At 58.9% G+C, this 17,686-nt stretch carries 14 protein-coding genes; 2 read left to right on the forward strand and 12 right to left on the reverse strand.

The genetic code is table 11. The features are described 5' to 3' along the window. Positions 1–7: 7 nt before the first annotated feature. From DXT96_RS13255 to DXT96_RS13275, 5 genes are all read right to left on the reverse strand, one after another. Positions 8–889 carry an AraC family transcriptional regulator gene (locus tag DXT96_RS13255; RefSeq protein WP_188355947.1) on the reverse strand — a complete coding sequence of 294 codons (882 nt, stop codon included), beginning with the start codon at positions 887–889 and terminating at the stop codon, positions 8–10. Positions 890–1,000: 111 nt separating this feature from the next. After that, a complete protein-coding gene (locus DXT96_RS13260; protein ID WP_153515161.1) occupies positions 1,001–3,190 on the reverse strand; it encodes a TonB-dependent siderophore receptor in 2,190 nt (729 codons plus the stop codon). 180 nt (positions 3,191–3,370) lie between these two features. Next, entirely contained in the window at positions 3,371–5,047 is a 1,677-nt protein-coding gene (locus tag DXT96_RS13265) for an iron ABC transporter permease (protein ID WP_153515162.1), read from the reverse strand. 73 nt (positions 5,048–5,120) lie between these two features. Beyond that, the gene (locus tag DXT96_RS13270) at positions 5,121–6,137 is read right to left on the reverse strand and encodes an extracellular solute-binding protein (protein ID WP_149898457.1); all 1,017 of its coding nucleotides are present in this window, start codon (positions 6,135–6,137) and stop codon (positions 5,121–5,123) included. A 155-nt stretch (positions 6,138–6,292) separates the two neighbouring features. Continuing rightward, entirely contained in the window at positions 6,293–7,342 is a 1,050-nt protein-coding gene (locus DXT96_RS13275) for an ABC transporter ATP-binding protein (protein WP_149898456.1), read from the reverse strand. Between the two features lie 355 nt (positions 7,343–7,697). Here DXT96_RS13275 and DXT96_RS13280 point away from each other — a divergent pair, with 355 nt between their 5' ends. Together DXT96_RS13280 and pgi are read left to right on the forward strand one after the other, a co-directional pair. Beyond that, positions 7,698–9,410: a long-chain fatty acid--CoA ligase gene (locus DXT96_RS13280; RefSeq protein ID WP_149898455.1), complete on the forward strand. Its 1,713-nt coding sequence runs from the start codon at positions 7,698–7,700 to the stop codon at positions 9,408–9,410. A gap of 140 nt (positions 9,411–9,550) precedes the next feature. Beyond that, positions 9,551–11,176: a glucose-6-phosphate isomerase gene (pgi, locus tag DXT96_RS13285; protein ID WP_153515354.1), complete on the forward strand. Its 1,626-nt coding sequence runs from the start codon at positions 9,551–9,553 to the stop codon at positions 11,174–11,176. Positions 11,177–11,240: 64 nt separating this feature from the next. Here the strand turns inward: pgi and DXT96_RS13290 are convergent, their stop codons facing one another. The 7 genes from DXT96_RS13290 to DXT96_RS13320 all read right to left on the reverse strand — a co-directional run bounded on the left by DXT96_RS13290 (position 11,241) and on the right by DXT96_RS13320 (position 17,567). Continuing rightward, the gene (locus tag DXT96_RS13290) at positions 11,241–11,969 is read right to left on the reverse strand and encodes an esterase family protein (RefSeq protein ID WP_153515163.1); all 729 of its coding nucleotides are present in this window, start codon (positions 11,967–11,969) and stop codon (positions 11,241–11,243) included. Further along, positions 11,966–12,931 carry an acetylxylan esterase gene (locus tag DXT96_RS13295; protein ID WP_153515164.1) on the reverse strand — a complete coding sequence of 322 codons (966 nt, stop codon included), beginning with the start codon at positions 12,929–12,931 and terminating at the stop codon, positions 11,966–11,968. The genes DXT96_RS13290 and DXT96_RS13295 overlap by 4 nt, the downstream gene beginning before the upstream one ends. Before the next feature lie 110 nt (positions 12,932–13,041). Next, positions 13,042–13,326 (reverse strand): hypothetical protein, encoded by a 285-nt coding sequence (locus tag DXT96_RS13300; RefSeq protein WP_336510800.1) that lies wholly within the window; start codon positions 13,324–13,326, stop codon positions 13,042–13,044. 158 nt (positions 13,327–13,484) lie between these two features. Further along, positions 13,485–14,411 (reverse strand): carbohydrate kinase, encoded by a 927-nt coding sequence (locus DXT96_RS13305; RefSeq protein ID WP_153515166.1) that lies wholly within the window; start codon positions 14,409–14,411, stop codon positions 13,485–13,487. 98 nt (positions 14,412–14,509) lie between these two features. Further along, a complete protein-coding gene (locus DXT96_RS13310; protein WP_006310650.1) occupies positions 14,510–15,208 on the reverse strand; it encodes an orotate phosphoribosyltransferase in 699 nt (232 codons plus the stop codon). A gap of 171 nt (positions 15,209–15,379) precedes the next feature. Further along, positions 15,380–16,417, reverse strand: a complete 1,038-nt coding sequence (pyrC, locus tag DXT96_RS13315) for a dihydroorotase (RefSeq protein ID WP_153515167.1) — start codon at positions 16,415–16,417, stop codon at positions 15,380–15,382. A 112-nt stretch (positions 16,418–16,529) separates the two neighbouring features. Beyond that, positions 16,530–17,567: a 4-hydroxyproline epimerase gene (locus DXT96_RS13320; RefSeq protein ID WP_153515168.1), complete on the reverse strand. Its 1,038-nt coding sequence runs from the start codon at positions 17,565–17,567 to the stop codon at positions 16,530–16,532. Positions 17,568–17,686: the final 119 nt, after the last annotated feature.

Consider the following 17,686-nt stretch of genomic DNA (forward strand, 5'->3'; position numbering starts at 1 on the left):
AAGGCCGCTATTGGCGGATTTTTTGCCAAACTGAGGGGGAAACCCCGACCATCTTGCGGAAGACGCGGGAGAAATGCGCCTGATCCGAAAACCCGCTGGCAATGGCGATGTCGGTCAGCGCCATGTCGGTTCGCATCATCAGTTCCTTGACGCGATCAATGCGCGCCTGCATCTGCCATTGATGCGGTGGCACGCCGGTAGACGCCTTGAAGGCGTGGCTGAAATGAGATTGCGACAGGTTGGTGAGTTCCGCCAGCTCCTCCAGCCGGATCGACCGCAGGCAATGTTCGCGGATGTAATCGGTCGCCGCCCTTAATTGCCAGGCGGCAAGCTTGCTGCGTTTCTTGACCGGCTCCCGCTTCACCTTGAGGAAATCCGTCAACAGCGCCAGCACGAGGCTTTCGCCGTAGAGGTCGTGCAGCGGATCGGGATTATCGCATTCGGCCGCGATCAACCGCGCCAGCGCCAGCAGGCGCTCATCCTCGAACATCAGATGCGGATCGAGCAGGCCGTGCGGGTCAAACCCCTGCACCAGCCGCGCGCCCAGCAAACCCGCATCGAAATGCAGATCGAGATGGCGCACGAAGGACACATTGCTAAGTTCCGCATGCACATCCAGATCGGCGGGCACGAAGGAAATCCGGTTCGCCTTGGAGGAACCGTAATTGTCGCGGCGGGAGCGGTTCATCATGAACCGGCCGTCATCGCTCCCGTCCATATCCAGCAGGAAAACAAACCGCGGGTCCTTGCCGACATAACGGCCACCCGCTTTCGGGGCGCAACGCACATCCCAGAGATCGGCGACGATGCCGTTCCACACCCTTGAGCGCGGGCCGCCGATGACGGCAAAGCCCTCGATCTCATTTTCCATCCGCACGCGGAAAGCCATGGCCTCTTGATCCCGCAAGGCGCAAAGGCGCCTCTATAAACATGATAAATCTATTCATGTTTATAGAGGCAAACTATATTTCCCGCAACTCTCCGCCGTTGAAGAGGTAGCTTACCACTTCTTGGCAAGCTTGAAGGTGATGGTACGGCTGTCGCCCCAGCCGCAGACCGAGACACCGGCGCAGCTCTTGACATATTCCTTGTCGAAGACATTCGCGACGTTGACGGATGCCGTCCAGTCGTTCTTCTCGTAGCGGATTGCGGCATCGAAGACCGCCGCATCCGGAACGCGCAACGTGTTTGCCGCATCCGCCCAGGATTTACCCTGATAGCGCACACCGCCGCCGATGCTGAGGCCTTCAAACGTATCATCGGTGAAGGCGTAATCCACCCACAGGGACGCGGTGTTGGCCGGCACGATCCATGGGGATTTGCCGATCAGGTTGGGATTGGCATCACGGGTAATCTCAAGATCGGTGTAGGAATAGGAAGCAAGGGCCTTCCAGTTGTCGGAAAGATTGGCCTTGGCTTCCAGCTCGAAGCCGGTGGATTCCACCTGTCCGAACTGCCCGCTCGTGGTCACGCCGCCAGCCGTATAGGACACGATGGCATTGTCCTTGACCAGCTTGAAGACGGAGGCAGTGATGCTGCCATCAAAGAAAGTTGGCTCGTATTTGACACCTGCTTCGAACTGGTGCCCCTCCTCCGGTGCGGCCGGGGTGCCATCCGCAAGCGTATCGATCAGCGGATTGAAGAAGGTGGCCGCCGAGACATAGGGCGTCAGGCCATTGTCGAATTCATAAGCGAGGCCGGCCCGGCCGCTCAGCGCATCGTCATTGGAGCGGAAAGAAGCGCCTGCCGGCAGCCTGTTTTTAAGCTCCGTATCGACATAATCGTAACGACCGTTGAGCGTCACCAGCCAGCCATCACCGAAACGCAGCTGGTCCTGCGCGTAGATGCCGATCTGCTGCTGGGTCACGACATTGTCTGCATAAACGAAATTCGTTCCCTGCGTCGAGCCATAGACCGGCTTGAGCGCGCCGATCGCATTCGATCCGCAGCAGGCCTGCATCTGATCCAGCTTGTAATATTTATAGTCGAGACCGAAGAGCAGCGAATGGCTGACCGCACCGGTTTCGAACTGGCCTTCAATGCGGTTGTCAACGCCGAAGCTGTCCGCCTTCGACAGGCCGTCATAACCAAAGCGGGTCAACATATAGTCGTTGGTGGTGGCATCGAGGATCGGCTGGCCGTTAGCGTCGGCATTGGCCCAACCGCCCGGATAAGGTCCGGTTTCGTGTTTGTAGAGGTGGCCGTAACGGGCGTTCTGGCTGATCTTCCAGCCATTATCGAATTCATGACTGACTTCGTAACCCACCATCGACTGGTAGACGCGGCCATTGTCGATATCAGGCTCGCCATAAAAGGCCTTGCGGTCGAGCTTGCCGAAGGGCGCATCGACGACGGTGCCGACATAGGGCAGGAAGCCATTGCCGACATGGACCTGATCAAGCGCCGAGAAATATCCGTAGAGTGTGGCGCTGGTCTGCGCATCCGGCTCGAAGGTGATCTGCGGCATGATGAAGCCGCGCAGATCCTCTGAGTAATCGGTGTAATTATCGCCGCCGGAAACCTTGCCGGTGACGCGGTATTTCCACACGCCCTCAGCATCTACCTTGTCGCCGAGATCGAAACCAAAGAAGGCATTGCCGAAATTGTTGATGCCGATTTCCGTTTCACGAACCGGCGTATCCTGAGTTTGCTTGCGGACCAGCTGCACGATACCGCCGGGATTGGCGCCGCCATAGAGCACCGAGGCAGGCCCTTTCAGCACCTCCACCCGTTCCAGACCATAGGCGTCCATCTGGAAACCGCCGAAACCATAGCTGAACAGGTTCAGCCCATCGAGGAAAACACCGGTCTGGGTGGCCTGAAAACCGCGAATGTAAAACCAGTCGGTATCCGGATCGGTGCCGAAGGGCTCCGCCGTCACACCGGGCGTATAGCGCAGCACCTCGTCGATTTTCGTCACGGCGCCGCGGTCATCCATTTCCTTGCGGCCGACGACGGATACGGATTGCGGAATGTCTTTCGTTTCCGTGTCGGTTTTCGAACCGGTGGAGCTTTTCTTAGCGACGTAACCCCGGACCGGACCCGTGGCATTTTCCGCCCCCTGCCCTTCGACGGTGATTTCCCGCAGAACGGTCGTTTCCTGTGCGTGGCCCATCACCGGCGCCATCAAAACAACGGCAGCCGTTCCCAAAGCCAGACGGCCCAAAAACATCCCATGCAAATTTTTCAAGATATGCCCCGAAACAGATCGCGGACGACGGTCATAGCCGGCAGGCCGCAGCACTTCAATTAAGCTGAGTATTTACATCAGGATTAAGGCGGGATGCTTGTCGTTTTCCGGGAGGATTTGAAGCTTATTGGCCTCTCGCATTGTTTTGTGCCCGTCATTTTATGTGGCGAGACCCAGCCATCAACCTTTGCGTCGGCCGATCCTTGCAAGCAGCATGACGGGAAGGATGCCGATGACGACAATCGCCAGTGCGGCGATTGCCGCCTCTTCATAGGTGCCGCGCGCCGCTTCGCCGTAGAGATGGGTCGCGAAGGTCTCGAAATTGAGCGGCCGCAATAACAGCGTGGCGGGGAGTTCCTTGACACAGTCCACGAAGATCAGCAACGCCGCTGCCGCAAGCGATGCCTTCGAGAGTGGTAGGTGGATCTGGCGGAATGTCTGGGTTGCGGATCGCCCGAGTGTTCGCGAAGCATGATCGAAGGATTGCGGGATACGGCTCAAGCCCGCATCGACGCCGCCGGCTGCAATGGTGAGGAAACGCGCCGAATAGGCATAGATCAGGGCTGCACCGCTGCCGATGAAAATAAGGCCGGTGGATATGCCAAACCAGTCGCGCATGGTCTGGTCGACAAACCTGTCGAAACCACCGAGCGCAATCAATACGCCGATGGCAATGACCGTGCCGGGGGCTGCATATCCCACCGTGGAGAGGCGAAAGGACCAGAGCGAGAGACGCCCCGGAGCAAGGCGCATCGCGTAAGCAACTGCAAGGCCGAGAATGAGGGTGATTATCGTCGCCATCCCGGCAAAGACGATGGTGTTCAAAGCCTCCTCGGTAAAACGGGCCGACAGGCCGCTGAAGCGGAATCGTTTCCACGCTTCGATGACGAGATAGCTCGCCGGCGCCACAAAACCGATCAGGACCGGCAGGCTGCCGAGTGTAAAAGCGCCGCAGGCCTTGAGGCCAGTAAGGCGCACCGGCTCCAGTTCCCGGCTTTTCTGCGCGGAAACCGAATAACGCTGCTTGCGCCGCGCCCAGCGTTCAAACGCCACGAGGGCGACGACGATGAACAGCATGGAAAGCGCGATCTGCGCCGCACCCGGCAGATCGGATTTCGTGACCCAGGTGGTATAGACCGAAACGGTGAGGGTGCGGACGCCCAGAAATTCCGAAGCGCCGATATCGTTCAGCGCTTCCATAAGGGCAAGGCTGACGCCGACCGCGATTGCCGGGCGCGCCAACGGCACCGCGACCTTAAAAAAAGCCCTTTGTCTGGAAACGCCAAGCGTTCGGGCGGCCTCCAGCAGATTGCCAGCCTGTGTGAGGAACATGGCGCGGACGGGGATATAGACATAGGGAAACAGCACGAAGCCAAGCAGGATGATACAGCCCGTCATCGACCTTATATCCGGCAGGCGGAATTCACGCGGGCTGGAATAACCGAGCAGAAAGCGGATCACGCCCTGCACCGGCCCGATGGGGTGCAGAATATCCAGATAGGCATAGGCGACAATATAGGTGGGCATGGCCAGTGGCAGCAGCAACGCCCATTCCAATATCCGGCGACCGGGAAAATCATAAGCGGTGACCAGCCAGGCCGAACAAGTTCCGATGATACCGGCCAGCAAGCCGACACCGGCCAGAAGGATGACCGTGTCCGGCAGGGCGGTCAAAAGAACGCTTGCGCCGAGATGCGCCCACAGGCCTGCCGAACCCTGCACAGCCTGGGAGACGAGCGCAACAACCGGCACCATGGCGCCGCAGACCGCCACCATGGACAGGAACAGCCACCAGAAGGCGGATGAAAACCTTGGTCTCGCGCGGGACGTCAATGGCTGGACGGCGTCTGGATTCATGAGCTTCTTGAAAATACAGGGAAAGGCGCCCGCGGGTGCGAACGCCTTCCAGCTTGTTGTTGCCAATTGGCCTTTACTTGTCGAAGCCGACCTTGTCGACCAGTTCGCTCGCCTGCTTGCGGTGCGAGACGATTTCCGTCAGCGGCTTGTTGTCGATCTTCAGGGTGCCGAAGGAGGCGACGATCTCGTTGAGAGCCGCACCCTGCTTGACCGGATATTCGTAGTTGGCTTCAGCATAGATCTTCTGGGCTTCGTCAGAGACGAGATATTCCAGAAGCTTGACGGCTTCAGCCTTGTTCGGAGCGTTCTTGGCCACAGCCGCGCCCGAGATGTTGACCTGCGTACCGCCATTCTTGAACGTCGGCAGAACCACCTTGATGGCGTCGCCCCACTTCACCTGCTCTTCGCCGCCCTTGCCCGAGCGCATCAGGCCGACGTAGTAGGAGTTGGCGATACCGATATCGCAAATGCCGCCGAGGATGTCCTTGGCAACGTCACGGTCGCCGCCGCCTGCCTTGCGGGCCAGATTGTCCTTGACGCCGGCAAGCCACTTTTCAGTGTCGGCTGCGCCATAATGGGCGATGTAGTCGGCGAACAGTGCTGTGTTGTAAGGGTGCTGGCCGGCGCGAATGCAGACCTTGCCCTTCCACTTGGCGTCGGCGAGATCTTCATAGTTGAAGGATGCGAGATCGACATCCTTCGCCGCATAAAGAACGCGGGCGCGCATGGAAAGCGCGAACCAGTGACCCTTGGCGTCGCGAAGTTCAGCCGGGACAGCCTTGGTCAGGGTTTCGGATTCGACCGCCTGGGTAACGCCCTTTTCGGCGAGATCAACGAGATTGCCGGCATCCACCGTCATCAGGACGTCAGCAGGCGAGCTTGCGCCCTCGCTCAGAACGCGCTCAGCCAGACCGTCCTTCAGGAACACGGTGTTGACCTTGACGCCGCTCGACGCGGTGAAAGATTCCAGCAGGGGCTGGATCAGGCCCGGCTCTCTGGTGGTGTAGATGTTGAGTTCCGCAGCGCTGACCGAACCGGCTGCAAAAGCAACGGTGCTGGCAAGCAGAGCAAGTTTGGCAAATTTCGTCATGGTCGTCTCCCTCTTCGATGGCAGGCAATATAGAGGGAGCAAACATCATACATGATGGATCAAATCAAGTTTTATTTAGCCGTTTTCAGGCGGGATTTGATCACCAAGAGTTGAAAATAGAGCGGAAATAAACATGCAAATCCGCTCATTCAACTTCAAGTAAATATCAGGACGCCCTTGGGATCGATGCCAAAACGCACGGCGCTCGTTTTGGCGGGCGTGCGCTGCATCGTCCTGACACGCAGGTCTCCCGGCAGGCCTGGCACGGCGATGCCGAGTTGCTCGATCTCGCCGAGAAAAACGCGGCTCGATATTTCACCCGCGATCCCCTCTTTCGCCGCGCTGTCCTCAATGATCGAAATCGCGTTGGGGCGCACATAGGCGACGGCGGCAAGACCTTCCGGCAGGTCGGAAGCGTCGCCCAGAGGCCCGAGCGGCGTTTCAACGCGCCCCTGCCTCACCCGGCCTTCGATCTTGTTGAAGGCGCAGAAAAAATCGGCGGCATAGCGGCTTTTGGGATGGTCGTGGATTTCGTAACCCGTACCGCTCTGCACGATACGCCCGCGCTGCATCAGCACCACGCGATCGCCAGCGGACAGCGCCTCTTCCGGATCATGGGTGACCATGATCGCCGTCGTACCCAGTTGCCGCAGAAGACCCAGCGTCTCCTCGCGCACATTGTCGCGCAATCCCCTGTCCAGATTGGAGAAAGGCTCATCCATCAGCAACAGGCCGGGCTGCGGGGCGAGCGCGCGGGCAAGCGCCACACGCTGCTGCTCACCGCCCGAAAGCGTATGCGGATAGCGCTTGGCTAACTCCTGCAGATGCACGTGCTCGATCATCTCTGCCGCACGGCGACGGGCCTCCGTCTTGGGCAGGGTTCTGAGGCCGAACATCACATTCTGCTCGACGGTGAGATGCGGGAACAACGCATAGTCCTGAAAGACAAAGCCGATATTGCGTTTTTCCGGCTCAACGAAAGCAGTCGAACCGGCAACGACCGCACCATTCAAAGAAACGCTGCCATGGTCTGGCGTCTCCACACCCGCAACGATCCGCAGCAAGGTCGATTTTCCACAGCCCGACCGTCCAACCAGACAAATAATTTCGCCGCGTTCGACGGACAGGTCGATATCGGACAAGACCTCCGTATCACCGAATCTTTTCCCAATCGATTTCAGTTCAAGCGCTGCGCTGCCTGCCATTTCCAATCCTGCCCTGCTTTGCGAATTATGTTGATCGCTCAAATCAGGATTAAAGTCAAAAAATCGCACAAAACCCCTTTCCATTCACGAGGGCGCGAGATGTGCGGCAGCAATATTGACGTTTACGTTAGAGTTAAATAGGCTTTACCGATATGATGGACGTCAGGGGATTCCGCGTCTATCATTCGTCACCGGGGAGCGGGAGGAGCGGTCGATCCGGTGGCGCACATGTGGTTCCTTCTATCTCGCCGATATGCGGCTGGTTGCGGGAGCTTCATGATCATCACGAAGCCTAAAGCGGCCTTGATGCATTCCACCGAATGCACGGCGCGAAAAAGACTCTGGGAGGAGAAGCATGAGTGAATTGTCCCTGGGACAGCCGGAAAATGTCAGCGTAGAAAAGCGTTGGCTGTCGTCCTATCCGCCGGGCGTCCCTTCCGAGATCCCCGTATCGGCCAACGCCTCGCTTGTAGACCTTCTTGAAAAGAGCTGCGTAAAATTTGCCGACCGCAAAGCCTTTTCCAGCATGGGGAAATCGCTGACCTACCGGGAGCTGGACGCTCAAACCCGCGCTGTGGCCGCCTGGCTGCAATCCAGAGGGCTGGAAAAGGGCGACCGGGTTGCGGTGATGATGCCGAACATCCTGCAAAATCCCGTCGCGGTTTACGGAATCCTGCGGGCGGGCATGATCGTGGTCAACGTCAATCCGCTCTACACACCGCGTGAACTGGAACACCAGCTGAAGGACTCCGGCGCAAAGGCGCTGTTCGTGCTGGAAAACTTCGCCCATGTGGCGCAGCAGGCGGTGCCGAAAACCGCCGTGCGGCATGTCGTCGTCGCAGCCATGGGTGATCTTCTCGGCTTCAAGGGACATATCGTCAATCTTGTCGTTCGCAAGGTGAAGAAGCTCGTGCCCGCCTATGCGATCCCCGGCTCGATCAGCTTCAAGGCGGTGTTGAAGGAAGGCCAGGGATTTTCCCTGAAGTCCGTCGGCCTCACGGCTCAGGATATCGCCTTCCTGCAATATACCGGCGGTACGACGGGCGTCTCCAAAGGCGCGATTCTTACCCACGCCAATCTTCTGGCCAACAAGGCGCAGATCAGCCTGTGGCTGGACGCCGCCTTCAGCAGCCGCAACGATCGTCCCGAGGTCCTCAACTTCATCTGCGCGCTGCCGCTCTGCCACATTTTCGCGCTGACGGTGAATTCGCTGATGGGTATCGCGCTCGGCGGCCACAATCTGCTGATCGCCAACCCGCGCGATATTCCCGGCTTCGTCAAAGAACTGTCGCATTATCAGCCGCATATTTTTCCGGGCATCAACACGCTTTTCAACGCGCTGATGAACAATGAGGATTTCCGCAAGCTCGACCTGTCGTCGCTCATCCTCGTTCTCGGTGGCGGCATGGCCGTGCAAAGACCGGTCGCGGAACGCTGGCTTTCCGTGGTGGGCTGCCCGATTGCGGAAGGCTACGGTCTCTCCGAAACATCGCCGGTGGCGACGGTCAATCGCCTCGATTCCCAGGAGTTTAGCGGCACAATCGGCCTGCCGCTTTCATCGACGGAGATCGACATTCGCGACGATGATGGCAACAGCCTGCCTATGGGTGAAGTTGGCGAGATTTGCATTCGCGGCCCGCAGGTCATGGCCGGTTATTGGCAACGGCCGGATGAAACCGCAAAAGCCATGACCGCCGACGGCTTCTTCCGCTCCGGCGACATGGGGTTCATGGACGAGCGCGGTTACACCAAGATCGTCGACCGCAAGAAGGACATGATCCTCGTCTCCGGTTTCAACGTCTATCCAAACGAGGTGGAGGAAGTGGCGGCCAGCCATCCGGGCGTGCTGGAATGCGCCGCAATCGGTGTTCCGGACGAACATTCCGGCGAAACCGTCAAACTTTTCGTCGTCAAGAAGGATCAATCGCTGACGGAAGCGGAACTCAAGGCCTTCTGCGCCAAGAACCTGACAAACTACAAACGGCCGAAGATCATCGAGTTCCGCACCGAGCTGCCGAAATCCAATGTCGGCAAGATTTTGCGGCGCGAATTGCGCAATCTGAACTGAGCGCTCGAAGCGAATGACGAGAGCCGGGCGACCGGCTCTTTTCTTTTATGCCCGCCCTTTTCTTTATCAAAGTCGCCTTGATTTGGCCGCCTGAAAAAGAATAGTTTCCTCATCCTTCCACGGAAGCCGAGGAGCACATGATGCAGGCCACCATCGAAAAACTCAAAGCAACGGCAAGCAGCACAGCCGCAACCGATCTTCGCGCCGCGTTTGCGGCCGACGACAAGAGATTCAGCCGTTTCAGCGCCAAATTCGATGACCTGCTGATGGATTATTCCAAATGCGCCGTCAACGAGGAGATCGTGACGCTTCTCGAACAGCTGGCCCGCGACGGCGGTGTCGAGGCCAAGCGCGAGGAGATGTTCTCCGGCAAGGAGATCAACTTCACCGAAGGCCGCGCGGTTCTCCACACCGCCCTGCGCAACCGCTCCAACACGCCCGTTCTCGTTGACGGCAAGGATGTGATGCCTGACGTGAACGGCGTTCTCGCCGCCATGGGCAGGTTTGCCGATGCAATCCGTTCCGGCTCCCTGAAAGGTGCGACCGGCAAGAAGATTACCGACGTCGTCAATATCGGCATTGGCGGCTCCGATCTCGGCCCCGTCATGGTGACGCTGGCGCTCGCGCCTTTCCATGACGGTCCTCGGGCACATTTCGTTTCCAACATCGACGGCGCACATATTGCCGATACGCTGAAGCTGCTCGACCCGGAAACCTCGCTCTTCATCGTCGCATCAAAGACCTTCACCACCATCGAAACGATGACGAATGCCGCCACCGCGCGCCGCTTCATCGCCGAGAAGCTGGGTGAAGAGGCCGTAAAGCACCACTTCGCCGCTGTTTCCACCGCGCTGGACAAAGTCGCCGCCTTCGGTATCGAAAGCGACCGCATCTTCGGTTTCTGGGACTGGGTGGGTGGTCGTTATTCGATCTGGTCGGCCATCGGCCTGCCGTTGATGATCGCCATCGGGCCGGACAATTTCGGCAAGTTCCTGGATGGCGCGCATGCGATGGACAAGCATTTCCGCGAGGCGCCAATCCGCGAAAACCTGCCGATGCTGCTCGGTCTCATCGGGTTTTATCACCGCAACGTGCTGAATTATTCGACACGGGCGATCCTGCCCTATGACCAGCGGCTGTCGCGTTTCCCCGCCTATCTGCAGCAGCTCGACATGGAATCGAACGGCAAGGGTGTTACCATCGACGGCACGCCGGTCGAAGGCCAGTCCGGCCCGGTTGTCTGGGGCGAACCCGGCACCAACGGCCAGCACGCCTTCTACCAGCTGATCCATCAGGGCACGAGCGTCATTCCGGCGGAATTCATGATCGCCGCCAACGGTTTCGAGCCCGAGTTGCGCCACCAGCACCAGCTTCTCATCGCCAATTGCCTGGCGCAATCGGAAGCACTGATGAAGGGCCGCACGCTGGCCGAGGCCAAGGAGCAGCTCACCTCCAAGGGCATGGACGACAAAAAGGCCGATTTCATCGCGCCGCACCGCGTCTTCACGGGCAACCGCCCCTCCATCACCTTCGTCTACGACACACTGACGCCTTTCGCGCTTGGCCGCCTGATCGCGCTTTATGAGCACCGCGTCTTTGTGGAAGGCGTGCTGTTCCGCATCAACTCCTTCGACCAGTGGGGTGTGGAGCTTGGCAAGGAACTGGCGACCGGCCTACTTCCGGTCGTGGAAGGTAAGGAAAGCGCTGCCGGACATGACAGCTCGACGCAGGGCCTGGTAAAGGCGTTGGCGGGTCTGGCCGGGTAAAATATCCGCACCTCGATCTAAGGAAAGCCGGGAGGACACTTCCGGCTTTTTTAATGCGGCGGCTTCAAATATAAAGCGCCGCCATCTTGCGCCACGCACCCGCCCGGTGGGCGCGCCCCTCCCAGACATGCATCTGATGGCCCACCTGCTTGTCGGATAGAACCCGACTCAGATGATGGTTGTTGTCGAGAAACGGGTCTGCATCGCCGATGGTGAAAACCATGTCGATGCGGCGCAGGTGTTCGAGCCGCCGCGGGCAGGCAAGTCCCGGCAGGAAATGGCTTGGCATGTGGAAATAGACGTCATCGTCGTAATAGCCGTCGAACAGGTCGCCGAAGGACTCCACCTTCATCGTCAGGTCGTAACGGCCGGAAAAGGCGACGAGTTTGCGAAACAGATGCGGGTGGCGAAAAACGAGACTGGCGGCCTGAAACGCACCGAGGCTGCAGCCATGAACGATGGTATCGGTATGGGAATTTTTCTCGGCCATCAGTGGCAGCACTTCGCTGAGAATATAGTCTTCGAAGGCGGCATGGCGGCGGATGCGGTCGGCCGGGTGATGATGGGCCGCATAAAAGGTCTCTGTGGCCAGCCCCTCAATGCAATAAAGCTGGAGATGGCCTGCCTCCAGCTTGTCGGCCAGACTACCGACAAGCCCCAGTTCTTCATATTCGAAGAAACGCCCGTCCCGGGTGGGAAACATCAGCACCTTGGCGCCGGCATGACCGAATATCAGGAGCTCCATGTCGCGATGGAGCCTGTGACTAAACCAACGGAGATATTCGCGTTTCATGGCACCTTGAAAAACCGTCTGACCTTGTCCTTATGGACCGCATCTTGCGATGCGCTGTCAGGGTAATCGAAATGCCCGGCGTCGAGGATGAAGATTTCATTAAATTTTGAGTGCGGCAGCGCATTGGCCACGGCGAACTGACAGGGCGGCGCCACCGATGGATCGAAAAGCGCCGGCGCAACCAGCATCGGCACTTTTATGCGGGAGGCGGCACAGGCGGCATCGAAGAAACGCAAGGTTTCGAGGACATTCGGATGGGCCTTCTGGTATGACTGAACCGAATTCGCACTGCCAACGGTGGGCAATGTCAGCCAGAACGGCCTATGCCCGAATGTCGGCACCACCAGATGGCCGCGGTCGATGCGCTCATCAAATGGTATCGCCAGCGCTCCGATGCCGCCGCCGAAACTGATGCCGCTATACCCCACCTGCCCTTCCAGCCAGGGGTAAAGGCTCACGAGCGTCGAAACGGCAACCCACAGATCATCGACACAGCCACCGATGATGTAATCGTCTTTCCTGTCGATATTGTAGAGAACATGGAGGGCCGATTCCGAAGAAATCGGCGGACAGGCGCTTAGCGAGAGACCGCGAAAACAGGGAAAAAGGACTGCCGTTTCTTCCACTGGCACTTCAAAATCAGGCTCGGAGCGCCCACCATAACCATGGCCGACGACGAGGCCGCGGCGCACCTGGCCTTCGCGCGGCAAAAGCATCCACCCGCCGATGCGGAAACCGCCGGTGGAGGTGTAGCTGACATCAAGGACATGCCAGCGCGGATGGCTGAGCCTGCTCTTGCGCAGCACCGGCCGCGGGTCCGTGGCGAGCGCGCGACGATAACGCTTCTGCCAGAAATCATCAAAACCCGGTGGCGCTTCGGGCGGGGTGATGGCCAGCAACTGTTCGCGCTGCATGCCGTAGCTGGGGTCGAAATCGAAAGGATGGATATTGGGAACACTCATGCGACGCTTGTTTCGCGAAAAACCGGCGGACACAAGGTTTTTGATCTTCGAATACCGGTTTTTTAGGGTATTGACCGCGCGCGCAGCGGCTCTGCCGAAAATGCCCCGCCTCAAACAGCGACATCCTGACCTTCGGGCAAGGTCCAAAGCTGCGGGTCCGCATTGATTGCGGCTACAACCGCCAATGCTCTTTCGCGGCATCCGGGCGTTTCACCAAGGGCCATATGTTCGGCCTCGATTCCCACCAGATAATCGGCGACTTCAGCGGCAGCGATACCTCTGCGCAATTGGCCTGCGGCCGCAATCAGGTAGTTGTCGTATTCATCCGCAAAACACAGGTTGCCGGCGTCGTTCCAGTTTTCTCCCGCCGGCATAAGTCCAATTGGGTCCCACACGGACCAACCAATATCCCGCAACCGCGAAAGCCTGATCCTGGGTGGTGGGGTCAACGGAGCCATAGTCTCATCCGCGGCGATGCAATTGGGACGAGAATACGCCCCCGTCCTCAGAACCACAATATTCCGGACGCAGATCAAGCGTTAGACAGCCATGCTCAAAGCCCGATTTCATGCGCAAAAGGCGGATTTGCGCCAGCCCGCGAGACAGTGACCGCAGCGGCTTTTGCACCCAACGCCAAAGCCTTCCTGATCTGCTCTTCATTGAGCGCGGCAACCTGCGCCTTGGTCAGAAGGCCCTGCATTTTCAGCGAGGCGAGAATGCCGGCGTCGAAAGTATCACCGGCACCGACGGTATCAACGACTTCGACCCGTTCGGAGGCCACTTCCACCTTGAGATTGGCAGCATAACCCACAGCCCCCTTGGCACCCCGGGTGATGACGACCAGTTTCGCGCCATGATGCAGCCAGTGGCGGGCGAGCGTATCCTCATCGCCTTCCAGACCGAACCAGGCGAGGTCCTCATCCGAGAACTTCACAATATCCGACATGGCGGCCATACGGCGGATGCGGGCCATATGCGACTGCTTGTCCTTGATGAAACCGGGGCGGATATTCGGGTCGAGCGAGATGACGCGGCTTTCGCGCTCGCGCGTCATCAGCGCCTCGTAGGTGCTGCCGCAGGGTTCGGGAATGAGGCTGATCGCGCCGAAATGCAGCGCCTCGCAATCGGCACCCAATGCCGGAAGCTCCGCCTCGGTGATCATCCGGCCGGCGGTATTCTCGTCATAAAATGCGTAGGTGGCATGGCCATCGATCAACTTGACGAAAGCGATGGTGGTCGGCCGCGACAGCGTTGCGCAATAGCTGAAATCGACATGGCTTGCCCGCAGGGTTTCCCGCAGGATATCGCCCATCATGTCATCGGAAAGACCCGTAAAGAAAGCGGATGGGACGCCGAGACGCCCCAGCGCAATTGCCGTGTTGAAGACCGCTCCGCCTGCATAGGGTGCGAAACCCGCCTCACCCAGCGTCGTCTGCCGGGGCAGCATGTCAATCAGGGCTTCACCACAACACAGGATCATTACGGTCCTCCTCAAAACAGCAAATCAAATGAACTTAAATCGATTTAGACGAAGATCGATCGGAAGGCCAGCCACAAGCCGACTGGCCGCATCCGAAATTAAGATTGCGGCAATTCGCTGACGCCGCCGTGCTTGGCAGACCAGGGCAGCGGGTTATCGAGGAAGGCTTCAACCCCCGACAGCGTCTTTTCATCGAACAGTTTTTCAGCCCGTGCGACCGCCAGAACATCGCGCCAGGTGGTCAGATAGTGCAGCTTGACATTGCCATTGGCGAAGCGCGCTTCGGCCTCTTCGAAGATGCCGTAATAAAACAGTGCAATGCCGTGATCGACAATGCCACCCGCCGCGCGAATGGCGTCGATGAAGGTGAACATTGAGCCGCCGGCCGTCGTCAGATCCTCGATGACGAGAACGCGTGCGCCCTCTGGCATGTGGCCTTCGATCTGGGCGTTGCGGCCATGGCCTTTCGGCTTCTTGCGGCAATAGATCATCGGCAGGCCAAGGCGCTCAGCGAGGAAAGCGGCAAAGGGAATGCCCGCCGTTTCACCACCGGCGACACAGTCGAATTTCTCAAAACCGGCCTCGCGCATCACGGCTGCCGCCGCGAAATCCATGGCCGCCGAGCGGATACGCGGGAACGAGATGAGCTTGCGCATGTCGATATAGACAGGGCTCTTCATGCCCGAAGCGAAGGTGTAGGGGCTTTCGGAATTGAAGTGGACCGCCTTGATTTCCCACAACATCTTCGCAACCAGTTCCGCGACGACGGTGCGGTCGGTGAATGTGAAATGGTTCATGGGCGTTCTCCTTTTCGGCCTTGGTTTATCGCTCCGAAAACCGGGGCTGGTTTTCGGAAGCACAACATCTCGGTTCAGCATTGCAAGCATCCTCGGGCGGCACCGGAATTTATGGGCGGATGCCAGAGGACCATAACAAAACCGCCGGCAATGCCGGCGGTTTTCAATAAATCAACTTACGTCCCAATGGAGCGGGAACATCGGGTCGAATACGGTCACCGGCCCGGCGCCCGTCTCGATCTTTTCGGGGAAGGAAACCGCTTCCTCACGTTTCACCAGCGTGATCGTCTCCTCATTCGGCGCGAGCCCATACCAAGCGGGACCGTTGAGCGAGGCGAAGGCTTCCAGTTTGTCGAGGGCATTTTCGTCCTCGAAGACATGGGCAAGGCAGCTCATGGTGTTGATGGAGGTATAGATACCGGCGCAGCCGCAGGCGCATTCCTTCAGCGGATCGACATGCGGGGCGGAATCCGTGCCGAGAAAGAAGCGCGCATCACCCGAAGTCGCGGCTGCACGCAGCGCCAGCCGGTGCTCCTCGCGCTTGGCGACCGGCAGGCAATAATAATGCGGCTTGATACCACCGACCAGAATGGCGTTGCGGTTGATGATGAGATGGTGGGTGGTGATGGAACCGGCCAGATTGGCCTTGGACGACTTGATGTAGTCCACGCCGTCGCTGGTGGTGATGTGCTCCATCGTCACCTTCAGTTCCGGCAGGCGCTGGCGCAGGGGCTCGAGAACCGTATCGATGAAGGCCTTCTCGCGGTCGAAAATATCGACCTCCGGCGTCGTCACCTCGCCATGCACGCAGAGCGGCAGGCCGATCTTCGCCATGTGCTCCAGAACCGGCATCGCCTTGTTGAAATCGCGCACGCCGCCGTGGGAATTGGTGGTCGCGCCCGCAGGATAGAGTTTGACGGCAGTGATGAGGCCGCTTTTTTTGCCTTCTTCCACATCGTCGGCAACAGTATCCTCAGTGAGGTATAGGGTCATCAGCGGCTCGAAACGATCACCCGCCGGGATCGCCTTGACGATGCGTTCGCGATAGGCGCGGGCATCGGCGGTGGTGACGACCGGCGGCACCAGGTTCGGCATGATGATGGCGCGGGCGAAATGACGGCTCGTATCCCCGATCACCCCTTCCAGCATGGCGCCATCACGCAGATGCAGGTGCCAGTCATCAGGGCGGCGCAGGGTGAGCGACTTCATCGGGATACCTCGGAGCATGATGGAATTGCGCCCGCTTAGCATCTTTTGTCGCGGGAAAACAGCCGCCAGAGGTCATCCGGCGGCTGTAAATGTCATTTTTTTGAAGCCTGCCTCAGATGCCGCCCGCTTCAGGACCCCATACATCCGTCATCGCGAACCCGTCCGCAAAGGGGTCGAAGGGATCGAGACCGACCTGATGAAGGCCGAAGGTAAAGCCACGCCCGGCAATGGTGGGAATGACGGCCGGACAGCCCGCCACCTCGGTGACGGCGGAGAGGCCGACGTCGAATTCCGAACCGATAATCGAACGGGATTTATATTCGTCTCCCACCTTCACCTTGCCGCGCGCATAAAGCGTGGCGAGATTGGCGGAATTGCCGGTGCCACAGGGGGAGCGATCCGCCCTGCCCGGCCACATGGTGGTGCAGGTACGGATCGAACCATCGGCATCCATATCGCGGAACATCACATAGGCAACGCCTGATATGGCAGGGATTTCCGGATGAACGACCGTCATTTCACGGTTGACGAGGTCCTTCAGAGTCATGCCGGCGGCAACGAGTTTCGCAGCATTGGCCTTCTCGATGGTGAGACCGATCTGGCGCACATCGACCAGCGCGTAAAAAATACCGCCATAGGAAATATCCATCGTCACCCTGCCCCATTCGGGGGTGTCGATGCTGACATCCAGCTCATGCACGAAGGACGGCACCATGGTCAGCTTGACCTTTTCGCAGCGCCCGTCGCGGCAGGTGGCCGTGGCCTTCACCAGACCGGCCGCCGTTTCCAGAATGATGACGGTTTCCGGTTCCTGCATTTCCACCATGCCGCTTTCCAGCAGAGCTGTGGTGGCGCAGATGGAATTGGAGCCGGAGCTGGCATGCGCCTGATCCGGCTGGAGGATGACGAATGCGGCATGTGCATCCGGATGCTTCGGCGGCAGGAGAAGATTGACCGACCCCATTGGCGTGCCGCGCGGTTCGAGCGTCAGGAAGCGGCGGAGCGCCTCCCCCTGCGGGTCCGTATTCATCCAGTGAAGTTGCTCAGCGACGGTGTTGCCGGGAATTTTCGGTGCGCCACCAGTGACGACACGGCCGATTTCGCCTTCGCAATGGACATCGAGAAGCTGAAGGGTGCGTTTCCAACGCATGGGGTCTTACTCCGGAAGTTGGGTTGTTGACCCGACCATACAGATAAAAATACAAACTGTATACAAATCTGCGGAGCGTAACGACAAAAAGCGCTTAGCGTTTTCGCGCCCTCGCACGC

The sequence above is a fragment of the Agrobacterium sp. ICMP 6402 genome (genome assembly GCF_009498615.1).
Lineage (GTDB): Bacteria > Pseudomonadota > Alphaproteobacteria > Rhizobiales > Rhizobiaceae > Agrobacterium > Agrobacterium burrii.